This is a genomic window from Saccharibacillus brassicae (assembly GCF_006542275.1).
Classification (GTDB): Bacteria; Bacillota; Bacilli; order Paenibacillales; family Paenibacillaceae; genus Saccharibacillus; species Saccharibacillus brassicae.
In genome coordinates, this window is the sequence record NZ_CP041217.1 from 2,614,249 (window position 1) to 2,633,397 (window position 19,149).

Annotated in this window: 7 protein-coding genes and 3 rRNA genes; 5 read left to right on the top strand and 5 right to left on the bottom strand. The window is 58.3% G+C overall.

The window, feature by feature from the left end; translation table 11 throughout:
• Positions 1 to 433: 433 nt before the first annotated feature.
• From FFV09_RS10940 to FFV09_RS10955, 4 genes are all read left to right on the top strand, one after another.
• Positions 434 to 1,985: ribosomal RNA gene (locus tag FFV09_RS10940) — 16S ribosomal RNA — on the top strand.
• Positions 1,986 to 2,272: 287 nt separating this feature from the next.
• Positions 2,273 to 5,207 (top strand): 23S ribosomal RNA (locus tag FFV09_RS10945).
• Positions 5,208 to 5,417: 210 nt separating this feature from the next.
• Positions 5,418 to 5,534 (top strand): 5S ribosomal RNA (rrf, locus tag FFV09_RS10950).
• The 16S, 23S and 5S rRNA genes sit together here, the layout of an rRNA operon.
• A 594-nt stretch (positions 5,535 to 6,128) precedes the next feature.
• Positions 6,129 to 8,279, top strand: coding sequence for a helix-turn-helix domain-containing protein (locus FFV09_RS10955; protein ID WP_342782101.1), 2,151 nt, complete (start codon positions 6,129 to 6,131; stop codon positions 8,277 to 8,279).
• On the opposite strand, the gene FFV09_RS10960 is transcribed toward FFV09_RS10955, so the two are convergent.
• From FFV09_RS10960 to FFV09_RS10980, 5 genes are all read right to left on the bottom strand, one after another.
• Positions 8,276 to 9,316, bottom strand: a complete 1,041-nt coding sequence (locus tag FFV09_RS10960) for a glycoside hydrolase family 130 protein (protein WP_141447866.1) — start codon at positions 9,314 to 9,316, stop codon at positions 8,276 to 8,278. The genes FFV09_RS10955 and FFV09_RS10960 overlap by 4 nt on opposite strands.
• Before the next feature lie 80 nt (positions 9,317 to 9,396).
• On the bottom strand, positions 9,397 to 11,730 hold the full coding sequence (locus FFV09_RS10965) for a glycoside hydrolase family 3 N-terminal domain-containing protein (RefSeq protein ID WP_246098557.1): 2,334 nt from the start codon (positions 11,728 to 11,730) through the stop codon (positions 9,397 to 9,399).
• A gap of 353 nt (positions 11,731 to 12,083) precedes the next feature.
• A complete protein-coding gene (locus FFV09_RS10970) occupies positions 12,084 to 13,688 on the bottom strand; it encodes an extracellular solute-binding protein (RefSeq protein WP_141447868.1) in 1,605 nt (534 codons plus the stop codon).
• A 38-nt stretch (positions 13,689 to 13,726) separates the two neighbouring features.
• Complete coding sequence (locus FFV09_RS10975; protein WP_141447869.1) at positions 13,727 to 14,638, bottom strand: carbohydrate ABC transporter permease; 912 nt, start codon at positions 14,636 to 14,638, stop codon at positions 13,727 to 13,729.
• A 219-nt stretch (positions 14,639 to 14,857) separates the two neighbouring features.
• Positions 14,858 to 15,808, bottom strand: a complete 951-nt coding sequence (locus tag FFV09_RS10980) for an ABC transporter permease (RefSeq protein WP_141447870.1) — start codon at positions 15,806 to 15,808, stop codon at positions 14,858 to 14,860.
• 395 nt (positions 15,809 to 16,203) lie between these two features.
• Between FFV09_RS10980 and FFV09_RS10985 the strand changes: the two genes are divergently transcribed.
• Positions 16,204 to 19,044 carry an alpha-mannosidase gene (locus FFV09_RS10985; protein WP_141447871.1) on the top strand — a complete coding sequence of 947 codons (2,841 nt, stop codon included), beginning with the start codon at positions 16,204 to 16,206 and terminating at the stop codon, positions 19,042 to 19,044.
• The last annotated feature ends 105 nt before the right edge of the window (positions 19,045 to 19,149 follow it).

The window sequence follows — 19,149 nt, forward strand, 5'->3', positions numbered from 1 at the left end:
GAAATAGACGCTTCGCAAGAAGTTGAAAAAAAGATTTCAAAAAAGGCTTGCAAAACGGAAACGGACATGCTAATATATAAGAGTTGCTGCTGCGAGCGAAACAAGCGAGCGGGGCACACGAGTAAGACCGAGTAATACCCAAGAGATTAACGAGTTTGTTCTTTGAAAACTGAACAGTGAGTAACGAGAATCACGGAACCCAGCCGGGCCAAGTGATTCGAGGAACCGCGCTTAGCGAAGGGTTTTGATCTTCGGATCTGAATCTTGGAGCACAAGACGGTTTAGAGTGAATATAGGGAATGCAAATTCCCGCCACGTTTTAACGAGCACATGGTGCTTTCTTGACAAGTCAACTTCAAGATCATCCGCTTTGTCCGAATCCAGGCCCTATGGGGTCTCTAATCGGAGTCGCGGGTGCAACAGAGGTTGCACCTTAATGGAGAGTTTGATCCTGGCTCAGGACGAACGCTGGCGGCATGCCTAATACATGCAAGTCGAGCGGATTGGAAGAGAAGCTTGCTTCTCTGACAGTTAGCGGCGGACGGGTGAGTAACACGTAGGCAACCTGCCTTTCAGTCTGGGATAACTTCCGGAAACGGATGCTAATACCGGATACATCATTTTCCGGCATCGGAGAATGAGGAAAGACGGCGCAAGCTGTCACTGAGAGATGGGCCTGCGGCGCATTAGCTAGTTGGTGGGGTAACGGCTCACCAAGGCGACGATGCGTAGCCGACCTGAGAGGGTGAACGGCCACACTGGGACTGAGACACGGCCCAGACTCCTACGGGAGGCAGCAGTAGGGAATCTTCCACAATGGGCGAAAGCCTGATGGAGCAATGCCGCGTGAGTGATGAAGGTTTTCGGATCGTAAAGCTCTGTTGCCAGGGAAGAACGTCCGGGTGAGTAACTGCACCCGGAGTGACGGTACCTGAGAAGAAAGCCCCGGCTAACTACGTGCCAGCAGCCGCGGTAATACGTAGGGGGCAAGCGTTGTCCGGAATTATTGGGCGTAAAGCGCGTGCAGGCGGCGGCTTAAGTCGGATGTTTAAGATCGGGGCTCAACCCCGATTCGCATCCGAAACTGGTCCGCTTGAGTGTAGGAGAGGAAAGTGGAATTCCACGTGTAGCGGTGAAATGCGTAGAGATGTGGAGGAACACCAGTGGCGAAGGCGACTTTCTGGCCTATAACTGACGCTGAGGCGCGAAAGCGTGGGGAGCAAACAGGATTAGATACCCTGGTAGTCCACGCTGTAAACGATGAGTGCTAGGTGTTCGGGGTTTCGATACCCTGGGTGCCGAAGTTAACGCATTAAGCACTCCGCCTGGGGAGTACGGTCGCAAGACTGAAACTCAAAGGAATTGACGGGGACCCGCACAAGCAGTGGAGTATGTGGTTTAATTCGAAGCAACGCGAAGAACCTTACCAGGTCTTGACATCGGCATGACCGGCTTAGAGATAAGCTTTTCCTTCGGGACATGCCAGACAGGTGGTGCATGGTTGTCGTCAGCTCGTGTCGTGAGATGTTGGGTTAAGTCCCGCAACGAGCGCAACCCTTGACTTTAGTTGCCAGCATCTTGGATGGGCACTCTAGAGTGACTGCCGGTGACAAACCGGAGGAAGGCGGGGATGACGTCAAATCATCATGCCCCTTATGACCTGGGCTACACACGTACTACAATGGCCGGTACAGAGGGTCGCGAAGCCGCGAGGTGGAGCCAATCCCAGAAAGCCGGTCTCAGTTCGGATTGCAGGCTGCAACTCGCCTGCATGAAGTCGGAATTGCTAGTAATCGCGGATCAGCATGCCGCGGTGAATACGTTCCCGGGTCTTGTACACACCGCCCGTCACACCACGAGAGTTTATAACACCCGAAGTCGGTGAGGTAACCGCAAGGAGCCAGCCGCCGAAGGTGGGATAGATGATTGGGGTGAAGTCGTAACAAGGTAGCCGTATCGGAAGGTGCGGCTGGATCACCTCCTTTCTATGGAGAATCGTTTCCTGCAACGGAAACATTCAGTCCCGCTTCTCTCGGGAGATAAAAAATAGAGACACTCTAACACTCACTGTTCGGTTTTGAGAGAGGGAACTCTTTCAATTCCTTTTGGATTCACTTGGGAAGGTCAAGAGATTTTCGCTTAACGCGAGAACAACTTTTGATCCACACGAAGTGAGGCACCCAAAAGTTGTTCCTTGAAAACTGGATACCGAAACGAAAAACTTCGCGTCTGGAAGATCTCTTCTTCGGAAGACGATTTCCTAATGAAGTTTGGTTAAGCAAGTAAGAGCGCACGGTGGATGCCTAGGCACCAGGAGCCGACGAAGGACGCGACGAACCGCGATAGTGCTTCGGGGAGCTGTAAGTGAGCGTTGATCCGGAGATTTCCGAATGGGGGAACCCAGCTGGACTCATACCCAGTTACTGACCGAGTGAATTCATAGCTCGGCAGAGGCAGACCGGGGGAACTGAAACATCTAAGTACCCCGAGGAAGAGAAAACAATAGTGATTCCGTCAGTAGCGGCGAGCGAACGCGGAACAGCCCAAACCAGAGAGCTTGCTCTCTGGGGTTGTGGGACGTCTCACACGGAGTGACAAAGGAGTTTGGTAGGCGAAGAGGTTTGGAACGACCCGCCACAGCAGGTGATAGCCCTGTAGCCGAAAGCAAGCTCTCTCCGAGACGGATCCCGAGTAGTGCGGGGCACGTGAAACCCCGTATGAATCCGGCAGGACCATCTGCCAAGGCTAAATACTCCCTGGTGACCGATAGCGAAGCAGTACCGTGAGGGAAAGGTGAAAAGGACCTCGGAAGAGGAGTGAAATAGAACCTGAAACCGTGCGCTTACAAAAAGTCAGAGCCCAATTAAGGGGTGATGGCGTGCCTTTTGTAGAATGAACCGGCGAGTTACGTTTACATGCAAGGTTAAGGTGAGAAGCCGGAGCCGCAGCGAAAGCGAGTCTGAATAGGGCGACTTTAGTATGTAGGTGTAGACCCGAAACCGGGTGATCTACCCCTGTCCAGGGTGAAGGTGCGGTAACACGCACTGGAGGCCCGAACCCACGTACGTTGAAAAGTGCGGGGATGAGGTGGGGGTAGCGGAGAAATTCCAATCGAACCCGGAGATAGCTGGTTCTCCCCGAAATAGCTTTAGGGCTAGCCTCGGATTGAGAGTTGTGGAGGTAGAGCACTGATTGGGTGCGGGGCCCGCCAAGGGTTACCAAGTCCAGTCAAACTCCGAATGCCATCAACTTATATCCGGGAGTCAGACAGTGAGTGCTAAGATCCATTGTCAAAAGGGAAACAGCCCAGACCATCGGTTAAGGTCCCCAAGTGTGTGTTAAGTGGGAAAGGATGTGGAGTTGCCCAGACAACCAGGATGTTGGCTTAGAAGCAGCCACCATTTAAAGAGTGCGTAATAGCTCACTGGTCGAGTGACTCTGCGCCGAAAATGTAACGGGGCTAAACACACCACCGAAACCATGGCTTGATGCCTTGTGCATCAGGGGTAGGGGAGCGTTGAATACGGATTGAAGGTGTACTGGAAAGAGCGCTGGACTGTATTCAAGTGAGAATGCCGGTATGAGTAACGAAAAGATCAGTGAGAATCTGATCCGCCGAAAACCCAAGGATTCCTGAGGAAGGCTCGTCCGCTCAGGGTTAGTCGGGACCTAAGGCGAGGCCGAAAGGCGTAGTCGATGGACAACAGGTGGATATTCCTGTACCGCCGTAAACCGTTACGAGCAATGGAGTGACGCAGGAGGGAAGGGACGCGGACTGATGGATATGTCCGTCCAAGTAACAAGTTTGGTCGGTAGGCAAATCCGCCGGCTCTAAGAACAAGTTGCGATGGGGAGCGAAAATTACAGTAGCGAAGGTCCTGGGCTCACACTGCCAAGAAAAGCTTCTAGCCAGGTGAAGGCGCCCGTACCGCAAACCGACACAGGTGGGTGGGAAGAGTATTCTAAGGCGCGCGGAAGAACTCTCGTTAAGGAACTCGGCAAAATGACCCCGTAACTTCGGGAGAAGGGGTGCCCCGGTAGTGTGAATAGCACGAGGGGCCGCAGTGAAAAGGCCCAAGCGACTGTTTAGCAAAAACACAGGTCTGTGCGAAGCCGCAAGGCGAAGTATACGGGCTGACGCCTGCCCGGTGCTGGAAGGTTAAGAGGAGGGGTTAGCGGCAACGCGAAGCTCTGAATTGAAGCCCCAGTAAACGGCGGCCGTAACTATAACGGTCCTAAGGTAGCGAAATTCCTTGTCAGGTAAATTCTGACCCGCACGAATGGCGTAACGACTTGGGCGCTGTCTCAACGAGAGATCCGGTGAAATTTTAATACCTGTGAAGATGCAGGTTACCCGCGACAAGACGGAAAGACCCCATGGAGCTTTACTGCAGCTTGATATTGGACTGGGGTGCGATTTGTACAGCATAGGTGGGAGCCTTAGATCTCGGAGCGCCAGCTTCGGGGAGGCGCCGTTGGGATACCACCCTGATCGCATGCTAGTTCTAACCTCGTACCGTGATCCGGTACAGGGACCGTGTCAGGCGGGCAGTTTGACTGGGGCGGTCGCCTCCTAAAATGTAACGGAGGCGCCCAAAGGTTCCCTCAGAATGGTTGGAAATCATTCGCAGCGTGTAAAGGCATAAGGGAGCTTGACTGCGAGACGGACAGGTCGAGCAGGGACGAAAGTCGGGCTTAGTGATCCGGTGGTACCGCATGGAAGGGCCATCGCTCAACGGATAAAAGCTACCCTGGGGATAACAGGCTTATCTCCCCCAAGAGTCCACATCGACGGGGAGGTTTGGCACCTCGATGTCGGCTCATCGCATCCTGGGGCTGAAGTAGGTCCCAAGGGTTGGGCTGTTCGCCCATTAAAGCGGTACGCGAGCTGGGTTCAGAACGTCGTGAGACAGTTCGGTCCCTATCTGTCGTGGGCGTTGGAAATTTGAGAGGAGCTGTCCTTAGTACGAGAGGACCGGGATGGACGCACCGCTGGTGTACCAGTTGTTCCGCCAGGAGCATCGCTGGGTAGCTACGTGCGGAAGGGATAAACGCTGAAAGCATCTAAGCGTGAAGCCCCCCTCAAGATGAGATTTCCCACATGCAAGTGGTAAGACCCCTTGGAGACGACGAGGTAGATAGGCAGGAGGTCGAAGCGTAGCAATACGTGTAGCTGACCTGTACTAATCGGTCGAGGGCTTATCCTACAGCCTTGCGCAGCCAGACTCTTCGGAAGCCTCTGCTTCGGTTGAGCACACTGCGCAGGCAAACACTTCATGACGCGAAGTGGATCGTTTCGGATCCGGTTTTCAAGGTGCAAACCTTGTACAAGACAGAGCTTGTTTAGGAAACACAGGCCCAATCGGGATATTCGTTTCCTAAAGACAATCTGTTCCGGCTTACTTCGTAAGCCTAGGTTTGGTGGTGATGGCAGAGGGGTTCCACACGTTCCCATCTCGAACACGACCGTTAAGCCCTCTAGCGCCGATGGTACTTGGACCGCAGGGTCCTGGGAGAGTAGGAAGCCGCCAAGCCAAAAAGAAAAAGCCTTTACCGTTTAATCGGTAAAGGCTTTTTTTCTTGTTCATCGTTATTTTTACCGTTGATCTTGTACTTGTACCTTGCTGTTGCCCTTAATTTTGCGCCCTTGCAGCCGGCAAAGCCGCTGCCTCTTCTAGGCGGCTCGCTGCAGCCGCCCGCCCTTCCCGCTCTTAATCTCTCTCAAGCGCGTAGAGGCTTGAGAGGCCTTCCCTCTTCCCCGCCTGGGAGCGCGCCTTTTTCGAACCGGAGCGCCTTTGTCCTTCCCCTTTTTCCAGCCAGATGCTCTTATTCCAATCGAGAAAAGGGGGAGGACAACGAAGCGCAGGTCGAAAAAGGCGCGCTCCCCCCTCTAGCGTCAAATTCAATATAACGTTATAATGTTTAGAACATCATCGGTCGAAAGGGGGCAAAAGCACACCATGAAACGCAGCATACAAGCTTTCTACGGATCCCGTTTCGTTTTTCAGGAACGATGGAACGTAATGAAGTCCAAGCTTTTGTTCCGATACGCGCTTTCTTATATACTGGCCTTTCTGATTCCTTTGACGGCTCTTACCGTCTTTGTATATGATAGCGCTGTCAAAAATTTGCGCTCCGAAATCGAGCAGTCCAAGATCAACCAGCTCAATCAAGTGAAGCTGACGATCGACGACCGGATGAACGAACTGCATGCGCTTGCCAGCCGGATTTCGTACGACGAACATCTCACTCCCTACATGCTGGACCATACGCTGTATGCGCAGGAAGCGATCCGCACACTGGCCAACTACAAAGCGAGCAACAGCATCGTCGAAGACCTGCTGCTGTACATGCACGGCGATTCGCTGATCTATTCCTACCGCGGACTCGCGAATCTGGACGTCGTCTTCAACCGGGAGTACCGATTCGAGAATTGGACAGCGGAAGAAGTGCGGCGCAATCTGAACGAGATCGATCAGCCGCTGATCCGCGCCGCGGAGATGGTCAATATGTATTCGCGCCAGGAGCCGATGTTGACGTATATCGTGCCGATCAAGACCAACGATCCGTATCCGTATGGAGCGGTCGTGTATTTAATGAAGGAATCCAAGCTGACCGGCGTGATGGACTCCATTTTGAACGACGTGAACGGCAGCAATTACATTTTTAACGAAAAAGGAGAAGTGCTGACGACCAACAGCCGCGGAACGGAGACGCCGGGCGCGGAATGGGGGACGCTTGCCGATCTGGAGCCGGGCATTCACAGCATGACGCTGGCCGGGGAGAAGCAGTCGGTCGTGTCGGTCACGTCGGAAGAAAACGGCTGGACGTATGTGATGGCGATGCCGAGCCACCAGTTTTTCGGACGGGTGGCCCATGTGCAGACGCTGATCGCGATTGTCTTCGCCCTCGTCGTCGTCACGGGCAGCCTCGCGGCGATGATGCTGGCCAGACGGCAGTACCATCCGGTCAAAGACCTGATGGAATTCGTCGGCATCCAGAGCGGAGCGGCGGCCAAAGCGTCGAACGAATGGGATTCCATCCGGCAGACGATCCGCGAATACAATGCGAGAATCGATATGCAGCAGCCGTTCGTGCGCAACCAATGCCTGCTGCTCCTGCTCAAGCACGGCCGTCCGGACGACCGGGAGATGATGCGGACGATCGACGGGATCGGGCTGGGCTTCGGGGACGGTCAAGGGCAATACCTCACGGCGATCCTGTCCTGGAGCGAGCCTGCGGAGGGACGCCGGATTTCGGAAGAACGGTATGCGGTGCGCGATGCGCTTAGTCATTTCGTCGTGGAAGGCACCGGCGCGCGCGTGTTCGGGGTCGAATTTTCCGCCGTCGACCAGCTTGCGCTGGTGATTGCCCTGGAAGAGCAGGAAGGAGGGGACGGGCTGCAAGAGAGAATCGCGCGTACGATCGAAGCGGTCCGGCTGCTTGCGGTCGACGGGCTGCAGTCCGTGCCGCATATCGGGGTTGGGTCCGCTTATGCAGATCTGGACTCGCTTAACCAGTCGTTCGTGGAAGCGGCTACGGCGCTGGAACACCGCAAGATGAACGGACGCGGGCAGGTGACGTATTTCGAGCAGCTGGCCGGGCCCGAACAGGCGGAAGAAGGCAGCTTCTGGATCTCGCGTAAACTGATTCTCAAGCTGGATCAGAGCCTCAAGCAGGGCAGTACGCTTGTAGCGGTACGCATCTTGTCGGACATCATGGATACGCTCAAAAAAGAACCGCTGTCCGCGCCGCTGCTGCGCTGTATCTGCTTCGACGTGCTGAACTCGCTGCTGCGAACGGCGTCGGAACTCGGCATGAGGGAAGTGTTTGCGGACATTTCGGTTCTGGCTTCTTTTGAAACGTTGGAAGAACTGGAGAGCCGCCTGCTGTCGCTTGCTTCCGAGATCTGCGCGCAGGTCGAACGCAACACGGAAGAGACGCGCGACACGCTGATCGACGACATCGTAAAAGACGTGGACGACCGATTCTCCGATTATACGCTGAGCCTGGAACATCTCGCGCTGAAGTATTCGGTATCCACGTCTTATCTGAGCCGCAGCTTCAAGGAAAAGACCGGGTTGAATTTTTCGCAGTACATTTGGCGCAGCCGCGTCGAAGAAGTGATCCGGCAGTTGGAGACGACGAGCGCTCCCCTCAAAGAAATCATCGAGCAGGTCGGCTATCTGGACGCGCCCAACTTCATCCGGCGGTTCAAAAAAGAAATGGGCTTCACCCCCGGGCAGTACCGCAAGCAGAAAGCGTCGAAAAGAGCTTAATTCCGCCCCGTCTGCCCGGCCGGCTCCACCTGCTCCAGCAGATGCCCGACCAATTCGTCCACGGGCACCGTCGCCAGCGCGATCGCCGTGTCCGTGACCCCGTAGTAGATGTACAGCAGCCCGTCTTTGACGATATTGCCGGTCGGGAACACGACGTTGGGAATCTGGTAGCCGAATTTTTCGTAATACGTCTCCGGTTCCATGATCGGCTCCCAGGTACGGGCAAGCACGATCTCCGGATTGTCCAGATCGAGCAGCAGCGCGCCTACGCGGTAGACGATGTCGTCGTCCACGCCGTGATACAGCACGAGCCAGCCGGCGTCGGTCCGGATCGGAGGCGTGGAACCGCCGATCTTGCGGGATTCCCAGGAGGGATTCTCCGCTGCAGCCAGCAGCTTGGGCTCGTCCCAATGGATAAGGTCGTCGGAGTAGGTGATCCACATCGCCGCTTTCTCCGTGCCGTACGCTTCGCCGACGTATTCTTCGGGGCGGCGCAGCAGCACGAATCGCCCGTTGATCTTTTCGGGGAAGAGGATGTTGTCGCGGTCGTTGATCTCAAGCGGCGTCGTGTCGGCGACGAATTCCCAATCGATCAGGTTATCGGACCTGGCGATCGACGAACGGGTCAACCAGTGGCCGGGCTGTTCGCCCCAGCCGTCGGGATAGGTCGGGATCGAGCGTTCCGGAATGCCGGTGCCGGTCGGGTAATAGCTCATCGCGCACGGACGCAGGGCGTAGTTCAGGTAGAACGTGCCGTCGATCTTGACGACGCGCGGGTCCTGCACGCTGCCATACGGGAAGCCGAGCTGATCGGGCGTTAGGATCGGTTCTTCCTTGACGTGGGTAAAGTGCACGCCGTCTTCGCTTTCGAGCAGACCGAGGTAATTTTTGCACGGCGTCAGCGATCCGGCGGTCCGTTCGATCATATAAAATTTGCCGTTGTCGACGATGACGGCGGGATTGAAGACGGTCGCTTTGCGCCATTCGTACAGACCGGGCACGACGATCGGATTGTCGGGATGTCGGGTGATTTTCATGGGAAAAGACCTCCAGCTTCAAGAATGGGTTGAAACGAGTATGCTATAAATCATAGGCTGAACCGTGCAAGCCGGCTGCGCTATCGCGCGGCGGGCTTGTCGGCATGTACGGCAAGTTCGATGCTCAAGCCTTCGACAGAACTCGGGCCGACCGTCAGGCGGAAATTCCCCGGTTCCACGATCCAGGTCAGGTCGGGCCCGACGAATTCCAGCTGCTCGCGCCCGATCGGGAAAAAGACGGTGCGGGACTGGCCGGGTTCCAATGCGATTTTTCGGAAGCCTTTGAGCATTTTCTCCGGCCGGACGACGGATGCGGCAAGGTCGGACACATAGAGCTGGGCTACTTCTTCGCCGGCCCGGCTGCCCGTGTTGCGAATATCGACCGAGACGACGGCTTGTCCGTCCGCTTCGATCGACGACCGGTCCAACCGGATGTTCGAATAGTCGAACGAGGTGTAGCTCAAGCCGAAGCCGAACGGATATTGGGCTTCGAAATCGTCTTCCAGGTATCTTTTGCCGCGGGTTCGGCGCTTGTAGTGGTAGACCGGCAGCTGGCCGACATGCTTAGGAATGCCGAGTGTCAGCCGGCCGGACGGGTTGACGTCGCCGAGCAGCGCGTCCGCGATCGCATGTCCGCCTTCCTGCCCGGGATACCACGCTTCCAAGATGGCGGGAATATGCTCCGCGATCCACGGCTCGGCGATCGGCCGGCCGTTGATATAGACGACGATGACCGGCTTGCCCAGCTTGTGGATCTCCTGCGCCAGTTCCAATTGGACGCCGGCCAGGTTCAGCGTCGAACGGTCGATGCCTTCGCCGCATTCCATGTCGTTCCACGAGTCGCCCGTGACGACCGAAGCTCCGGTCTGCAGGTCGATCGTGCCTTCGCCGAAATCGCGCGCGCTCGATCCGCCGAGCACGAGCACGATCGCGTCGGCCTGCTCCGCGCAGGCCAGCGCGGCGGGGAAGCCTTCGCGCGATTCGCCGCGAATCCGGCAGCCCGGCGCATGCAGCACGCGTTCGCCGGCGGCATCGCCGAGTGCGGCGCGCAGGCCGCCCAGCACGGTCGTGATCGCGCCGTCCGGCTGCGGCGACGTATAATCGCCGAGCTGGTTGTACGGCGCGTCGGCGTTGGGGCCGATGACGGCGATCCGGCCGAAGCCTTCCGGCAGGTCCGTGCCGGCGGAGCTGCCATCCAGGCCGGCACGGCCGCCGCTGCTGTCGAAAGCGGACCGCGCAAGCGGCAGTACGCCGCCGTCGTTCTTGAGCAGCACGAGGCTTTGGGCCGCGGCCCGGCGGGCCAGCTCCCGGTGCTTGCCGCTGCCGATGACCTGCCGCGCCCGGTCCGGATCGGCGAACGGCCGCTCGAACAGATCCAGTTCGAACTTCAGCTCCAGCACCCGGCGAACCGCGAGGTCCACGTCCGCTTCGCCCAGCCGCCCGCTGTGCACGGCCGAGAGCAGATGCCGGTCGAACATCTCGCCCGACATCTCCATGTCGACGCCCGCGCGCAGCGCCTGCGCCGACGCTTCCGCGCCGTCTTCGGCCGTATTCTGTCCGGCGGTCAGCAGGCCGAGCGCGCCGCAGTCCGTTATGACGAAGCCGTCGAAGCCCCAGGCGTCGCGCAGAATGTCCTGAAGCAGATGGCGGTTCGTCGTGCACGGCACGCCGTCGATCTCGTTATACGCGGTCATGACCGACCGGGCACCGGCGTCTACCGCATGGCGGAACGGCAGCAGGTCGATCTCGTGCAGTTCGCGCGGACCCATATGGACCGGCGCGGAATTGCGGCCGCCTTCCGAACTGCCATAGGCGGCAAAATGCTTGAGCGTCGCGAGAATAGCATCGTCCGCCCCGAGATCGCCGCTCGGCCCCTGCAGCCCTTCAACGGCTGCCCGGCCCAGTACGGACGTCAGATACGGATCTTCGCCGTAACATTCTTCTGTCCGGCCCCAGCGGGGATCGCGCACGACGTCCAGTACGGGCGAATAGGTCGCCGCCCCGCCCTGGCTGCGCGTCTCCAGCGCCACCGCCCGGCACAGCTCCCGGTACAGATCCGGGTTCCACATGCTGCCGATCGAGATCGGCACCGGGAACACGGTGGCGCCGATCGCCATATGGCCGTGCGAGCATTCCTCGCCGAACAGGATCGGAATGCCGTGCCGCCCGTGCTCCAGCGCGTAGGCCTGCATCTCGTTCACGAGCTGCGCGCCTTCGGCCGGCGACAGCCCGGTCTCAAGCGTCACGCCGGTCCACGGATCGGCGCGCAGCGTGCCGTACAGCGAACCGACGCCGCCCGCGGCTGCCCGGCGCTTGAAGCTGTCCGTCAGGGCGACGGTGCCGTCAGCCTGACGGGTATAACAGGTCCAGCCGAACGGCTGGGCCAACTGGCCGATCTTTTCTTCGAGCGTCATGCGTTCGAGCAGTTCCTCGATCCGCGGCCGGGCCGCTTCGAGGCGCGGACTCGGGTTTCGCCTGCCGGGCTGCGGCTGCAGTTCGAATCGTGCTTCCCGCGTTGCGTATTCATCAGGTTTCCGTTCCATAAGAACATCAGCGCCTTTCCCGTCTAAATAGAAGAACGGCCGCAGGAGCAGGAAAGGGAGGCGCGGCGGGCCGCCGCCGGGGCGAGCGCTGTTCGCGCCCGCCCGGCCGACGATCCGTCCGTGCACTTCGATTTTCCGCGGCTCCCGCGGCCGTGTTCATAGTTTGCGTCCACACGATCGTGTGTCCAACCGGTGTTGCGTCCACACGATATTGCTTGCGACGCTTAGTTCGCTTTCCAGCGGTCGTACGCGGCTTGATTGATTTCTTTGACGCGGTTCGCGCCCATTTTGTTCAGCGTCTCGACGTAAGCGTCCCAGCCGCTGATCGGCTCGGCGCCCGTGATGAACTTCGCTTCCATCTGCTTGACGTACGTGCTGAGGTCGGAGTTCAGGCTGTTGATCTCGGACTGTTCTTCAACGGTGAGGAACAGGGCCGGGAACGGCGCGCGCGCTCCGTTGTCGAGCAGTTTGGTCTGCGTTTCTTTTTCCACCCACAGATCGAAATCGTTCTTCAGGCCTTTGGTAATATCGTCCATCGAGATGGTCGGAGCCGGAATACCGTAGTTCGGCGTCAGCGTGGAGCGGTATTCTTCCGAATCTCCGCCGCCCGGAACAGGCAGTGCTTTTTTGGTGCGATCCGCCTCGTTCTCATACTCCCAAAGCGTGCCTTCCGGTCCTTTGTTGAACAGCAGCGCACCTTCGTAGGAGTACAGGTAATCGACCCAGCGCATCGACGCTTCCGGCGACGGATTCGTTTTGGTGATGGCAAAAGCTCCGGTCGTAATGCCGCGGTTTTTGGCGATCGCCGGTTGGTCGACGAACTCGCTGCGTACCGGCAGGAACATCGGATCTTTGTCGGACGGTTCGCCGCCTTTGGTCATGTAGGCATGCCAGTCGGAGAACAGGCCGAGCCGGTTGCTTTGGCCTTTGGCTTTTTTCTGTTCGCCGGTCTGCGAGAAGCTTTCCGGATCGAGCAGGCCGTCCGCCCACAGACGGTTCATGTACTCCAGGTAATGTTTGTAGCCTTCTTCGACCGGCGTGTAATGCACGACGTCGCTGTCGTCTACGTAAATTTCTTCTTCATAGATGCCGAACGCGCCCAGCAGCCAGGTCCGGATATCCCGCACGTTGGCGGCCGCGGTCGTTACCGAAGAGACCGGAATCTCGTCCATTTCGCCGTTGCCGTTCGGATCTTCTTCCTTGACCCGCTTTAGGTAATCGTACAGTTCTTCCGTCGTTTCCGGCAGCTTGTCGATCCCGAGCGCGTCCAGGAACTCGCCGTTGTACCACATCGGATTGCGGTACCAGTGCTGGCTGAACTCGACGACCGGCAGCGAGTAGATATGGCCGTCCGGCGCCGTGATCGATTTGCGCACGTCCGGGTATTCTTCCAGCAGCGCTTTGAAGTTCGGCGCGTATTCGTCGATCAGTCCTTCGAGCGGGAGCAGCACGCCCTGTTCGCCGTATTTGAGCTGCTCCGACGGCGTCAGGCCCGCGGCGTAGAAGACGTCCGGGTAATCTTCGCTGGCGAAGACGAGGTTCTTTTTCGTATCGAAGCTTTCTTTGGGCGCGTTTTTGTATTCAAAAGAGACGTTCGACATTTTCTCCATTTCCTGCAGGACGACCATGTCTTCCCAGTTCTGAATCCCGACGTCCGGCGCCATCATGGTAAGTTTGATCGGGGTCTCGACAATCGGGAATCCTTCCTTGCTGACCGTCACTTTTTCCCCGCTGCTTGCCGCTTCGTCGGAGCCTCCGCAGCCTGCCAGCAGCGAGGCGCCAAGCCCTCCAACCATCAGCAGCTTCCAGGCTTTGCTTCGGATGTTCATGGTAAATCCCCCTCTGTGTTTGAATGGATGATTTCAACTTAACCCTTGACCGAACCCACCATCACCCCCTGGACAAAATATCGCTGCAGGAACGGATACACGGCGATGATCGGCAGCGTCGAGACGACGATGACCCCGTACTTGATCAGCGAGGCCGTCTCGGCTTTGGAATTCATGGCCTGCGCGATGTCTCCGCTGATCGCCGCGCCTGTCGTTTCCGCGGACATTTCCTGCAGGACGAGAATTTGGCGCAGCACCATCTGGAGCGGATATTTGTCTTCGCTGTTCAGGTAGATCAGCGAAGGGAAGTAACTGTTCCAGTGTCCGACTCCGTAGAACAGCGCCATGACCGCGATGATCGGGGCCGAGAGCGGCAGGACGACGCGCCAGAACAGCTTGAGATTCGTACAGCCGTCGATATGCGCCGCTTCCTGCAGTTCTTTGGGAATCGCCGATTGGAAAAAAGTGCGGGCGACGACGATATTCCATACCGAGGCGGCGACCGGCAGGATGAGCGCGCCCATCGTGTCGATCAAGCCGAGGTTTTTGACCACCAGATACGTCGGAACCAACCCGCCGCTGAAGAACATCGTCAGCAGGATAAAAGCCATAAACCAGCCCCGGCCGACAAAATCGGACCGGCTGAGCGCATACGCAGCGGGCAGGGTGACGGCCAGATTGAGCAGCGTGCCGACGAGCGTATAGATGATCGTGTTCAGATAACCGTTCCAGATCTTCGGATTGTTGAACACCAGCTCGTAGCCGGCCCAGGTAACGTCTTTGGGAAACAGCCACATCTGCCCGGAGTTGACTGCCTGCGGACTGCTGATCGAGGCGCTGAGAATGTAGATAAGCGGATACAGCACGACGAGCAGGGCGACGGACAGATAGACATAGGTGCAGATCAGGAAGATCTTGTCGCCTTTGGACTCTTGGATCGCTTTGATCATGGAGGTCTCTCCTTTCGGGTGCGTTAAGCGTACTTGGTTCGTTAAGCGCGTTAAATGTTTGAATCTCAAACAAGAAACTCAACTCGCTTAACGAACTTGGTCCATTAAGCGCGTTGAATGTTTTGATCTAAACAAGAAACTCAACTCGCTTAACGAACTTGGTCCATTAAGCGCGTTAAATGTTTTGATCTAAACAAGAAACTCAACTCGCTTAACGAACTACCATAAACTGTTTTCGCTAGTGCGGCGGGCGATCCAGTTAACCGTCACCAGCAAGATGACGTTGATAACCGAGTTGAACAATCCGACCGCGGTCGAGAAACTGTACTGCGCGTCGACGAGACCGGCTCTGTAGACGTAGGTCGAGATGACGTCGGACGACTCTAGGTTGAGCGAGTTTTGCAGCAGCAGGATCTTTTCGTAGCCGACCGTCAGGATGTTGCCCATATTGAGGATGAGCATGATCGTGATCGTCGGCAGGATGCTCGGCAGATTGATATGCAGCACCCGCTTGAAGCGGCTCGCCCCGTCGACGATCGCGGCTTCGTGCTGCTGCGGATCGACGCCGGACAGCGCGGCCAGGTAGATGATCGTGCCCCAGCCGGTACTTTGCCAGACGCCGGACAGCACGTACATCGTCTTGAACCAGGCAGGATCGGTCAGGAACTGCGGCGCATTGAAGCCGAGCGCTTCGATCAGCATCACGATCATGCCGTTGCTCGGCGAGAGGAACGTGATGATCATGCCCGCCATGACGACGACGGAGATGAAGTGCGGCGCGTAGGTGACGGTCTGGACCGTCTTTTTGAACTTGCCGTTGCTCACTTCGTTGAACGCCAGCGCCAGAATGATCGGCAGCGGGAATCCGATAGCCAGTTCATAGAAGCTGATGCTGAACGTGTTCCAGATCAGATCCCAGAAATAGTAGGAATTGAAGAACCGCTCGAAGTGGTCGAAGCCGACCCACGGACTTCCGGTAACGCCCAGGGAAGGAACGAAGTTTTTGAAGGCGATTTGGATACCGTACATCGGAGCGTAATGGAAAATAAGGAAGTACAGGACCGCCGGCAGCATGAACAGGTACAGCTCCCAGTTGCCGAGAATTTGCGCGCGTCTCGAAGTCTTCTTCAGAAGCGGAAGCTCGGCGCCGGGTGTTTTGGATGCCTTCATGGATTTCCCCCTTCTATGGCGTGTACGCCGGATGCGTCTCGGACCGCCGTTTGCGGCGTCCGGCAGATCGGCGTGCACGTCTGCTTCATGCTTGATGGATAACGCTTACAAGACCAAGCTTAACGAAGCCCGGGCGGTACCGTAAATATGTGTATTGCGCATTGTCATTTCCGAAAAGCTGACAAACCGCGCAGTGGAGCGCTTTTCCACGTCAAAAAGAACCGCGATGTCAGCTCGGCCCCAGGGCGAAATGTGTCGAATATGAGCCGGAAGGAGCCACGAAAATTCCACATATTGCGCTTCCACCGCGAGTATGACAACATGTCTAGCGTACAGGGAAACGCATAAAACGCACCGCGCAACGAATAGAAGCGAGACCAAGGAGGACGTTGTCCATGACTCGAAAAACCGCCCATATCATCTCCCACACCCACTGGGACCGGGAATGGTATTTGCCGTACGAATCGCACCATCTGCGCTTGACGACCTTGATGAACCAACTGCTGGATACGCTGGAGCAGGACGAGCGCTACCGCTATTTCCATCTCGACGGACAAACGATTATCATCGACGATTATTTGCAGATTTACCCGGATCAGCGGGACCGGTTGGCCAAATTGATCCGCGATCAAAAGATCATCATCGGACCGTGGTACGTGCTGCAGGACGAGTTTTTGACCAGTTCGGAAGCGAATGTGCGCAATCTGCTGATCGGTCACCGCGAAGCGGCCCGCTGGGGTCCGGTGTCGAAGCTCGGCTATTTTCCGGATTCGTTCGGCAATATGGGCCAGGCGCCGCAGCTGCTCAAGCAGGCCGATATCGAAGCGGCCGTGTTCGGGCGCGGCGTCAAGCCGACCGGCTTCGACAATCAGGTGAGCGATGCGCCGGGGGAATACGAGTCGCCTTATTCGGAGATGAACTGGGAGTCGCCGGACGGTTCGAGCGTCGTCGGCGTCCTGTTCGCGAACTGGTACAGCAACGGCAACGAAGTGCCCGTCGGCGAAGACGAAGCGCGGGCCTATTGGCAGCGGAAGCTTACGGACGCGGAAAAATACGCCTCGACGCCGGAGCTTCTGTTTATGAACGGATGCGACCACCAGCCGATCCAGACCGATCTCGGCGACGCGATCGAGACCGCTTCGGCGCTCTATCCGGACGTGGACTTCGTGCATTCGACGTTCGACCGGTATCTCGAAGCGCTGGCCCGGCATAACCGCGAAGAGTGGGTGACCGTGCACGGCGAACTGCGCAGCACGCGCACCGACGGGTGGGGGACGCTCGTCAACACCGCTTCGGCCCGCGTCTATCTGAAGCAGTTGAACCAGACCGGACAGACGATATTGGAAAAAGGAGCTGAACCGCTGGCCGTCATGGCGAAGCTTGCCGCCGGTCAGCCTTATCCGCACGAGCCGCTGGCTTACACGTGGAAGACGCTGATGCAGAACCATCCGCACGACAGCATCTGCGGCTGCAGCGTCGACGAAGTGCACCGCGAGATGGTGACCCGCTTCGACAAGAGCCGGCATATGGCCGAAGCGCTGATCGACGAGAGTCTCGGCGCGATCGGCGCTGCCATCGGCACGGATACGGTCGAAGCGTGGCCGGAGAACGCGCGGCCGGTCGCCCTGTTCAATACGACGGGCTGGACGCGCAGCGGCGTCGTGACCGTCGAAGTGCAGGCGGCCCGCACCGACTTCCGGGAAGGGCCGTCTCCGCACGGCATCGCGGAGCAGCTGGATGCCCTGCCGCTCGGCCCGGGGCGGGTCGTCGATCCGCAAGGGCGCTTCGTGGCGGCGCGGATCGAAGATCTCGGCGCGCAGTTCGGCTACGACCTGCCGGACGACGGGTTCCGCGTGCCTTATATGGCGCGGACGTTCCGGTTGACGTTCGAAGCGGCCGACGTGCCGGCGCTGGGCTACAAGCTGTACGCCTGGGTACCGGAGGCGGACGGCGGCTCGGCTTACGGCGAAGCGGCCGGGGCCGTATCGACAAATCGTGAAGCCGCAGGGCAGCCGAACGAATCCGAAGCGGAAGAAGTCGTCTCGACGCCGCAGGGCATGGAAAATCAATTTCTCGCCGTCCGCTTCGCGGAGAACGGCTCGTATACCCTGACCGATAAAGTCACGGGCCGCCGGTACGACAACCTCGGCCTGTACGAGAACTGCGGCGATATCGGCAACGAATACGTATTCCGGCAGCCGGAAGGCGACCGCATGCTGACGACCGAAAGCCTGCAGGCGAGCATAGCGCTCGTCGAAGACGAAGCGTACCGCGTGACGTACGAGATCGTGCACGAATGGGAGATTCCGGTCGGGGCGGAAGACCGGTTCGAAGACGAGAAGCGTAAGCTCGTTCCGTTCCTCAAGCGCCAAGCCGGACGTTCTGCGAAAACGACGCTGCTGAAGCTGACGACGCGGGTCTCGCTGGACCGCTCGGGCCGCGGCGTGCGGGTATCCGTGTCGCTCGACAATCGGGCACGCGACCATCGGCTGCGGGTTCTGCTGCCGACCGGCCTGCGGACGGAGACCGTCCTCGCCGATTCGATCTTCGAAGCGGCGGAGCGGGACATCGTGCCCGCCCCGGAATGGATCAATCCGAGCAACGCCCAGCATCAGCAGGCGTTCGTGAGCCTGTCCGACGGCACGCACGGCTTGACCGTCGCCAACAAAGGACTGAACGAGTACGAAGTGCTGCAGGGCGGTACCGGCACAATCGCCGTGACGCTGCTGCGCAGCGTGTCCGAACTCGGCGACTGGGGCGTGTTCGAGACGCCGGAAGCCCAATGCCTCGGCGAGCATACGCTGGAATACGCCGTCTGCCCGCATGCCGGGGACGTGATCGAATCCGGCGCGTTCGCGCAGGCTTACCAATACCAGACGCCGTGGTTCCACCGGGCGCTGGCACGTCAATCCGGTCCGCTGCCGGCCGAATACCGGCTCCTGAGCTGGAGCGGCGAGCATCTGGCGCTGTCCGCCCTCAAATTGTCCGAAGAACATGAAGACGTGATCGTACGCTGGTACAATCTGTCCGGCCGGGAGACGGCGCTTGCGTTCCAACCGAACTTTGCTGTCGGCGGCGTATACGGCAGCGATATTCTGGAACGCCGGCACGAACCGGCCGCGCAGAGCGGGGAAGACGCGGCAGTCGAATCGTCCGCGAACGGCAGCCGGATCGAAGCGGCGGTCGGCGCGGCGAAGATTGTGACGTTCGCGCTGGAGCCGTTCGTGCGCGAGTAGAACCGGCCGCCGGAGTGGCGCACCTGCACCCGCAGAGCCGGCAATCCAGCCGCTCGCGTACCCGTCCGCACCCGGGGAACCCGCAGCCGCACCCGCAATCCGCGG

What these genes read in the sequence shown, in the direction of transcription:
- FFV09_RS10985 (WP_141447871.1), top strand. Translation starts at nt 16,204, where the DNA reads ATGACTCGAAAAACCGCCCATATCATCTCCCACACCCACTGGGACCGG.
- FFV09_RS10960 (WP_141447866.1), bottom strand. Translation starts at nt 9,316, where the DNA reads ATGAAAATCACCCGACATCCCGACAATCCGATCGTCGTGCCCGGTCTG.
- FFV09_RS10970 (WP_141447868.1), bottom strand. Translation starts at nt 13,688, where the DNA reads ATGAACATCCGAAGCAAAGCCTGGAAGCTGCTGATGGTTGGAGGGCTT.
- FFV09_RS10965 (WP_246098557.1), bottom strand. Translation starts at nt 11,730, where the DNA reads ATGACGCTCGAAGAAAAGATCGGCCAGTTGGCCCAGCCGTTCGGCTGG.
- FFV09_RS10975 (WP_141447869.1), bottom strand. Translation starts at nt 14,638, where the DNA reads ATGATCAAAGCGATCCAAGAGTCCAAAGGCGACAAGATCTTCCTGATC.
- FFV09_RS10980 (WP_141447870.1), bottom strand. Translation starts at nt 15,808, where the DNA reads ATGAAGGCATCCAAAACACCCGGCGCCGAGCTTCCGCTTCTGAAGAAG.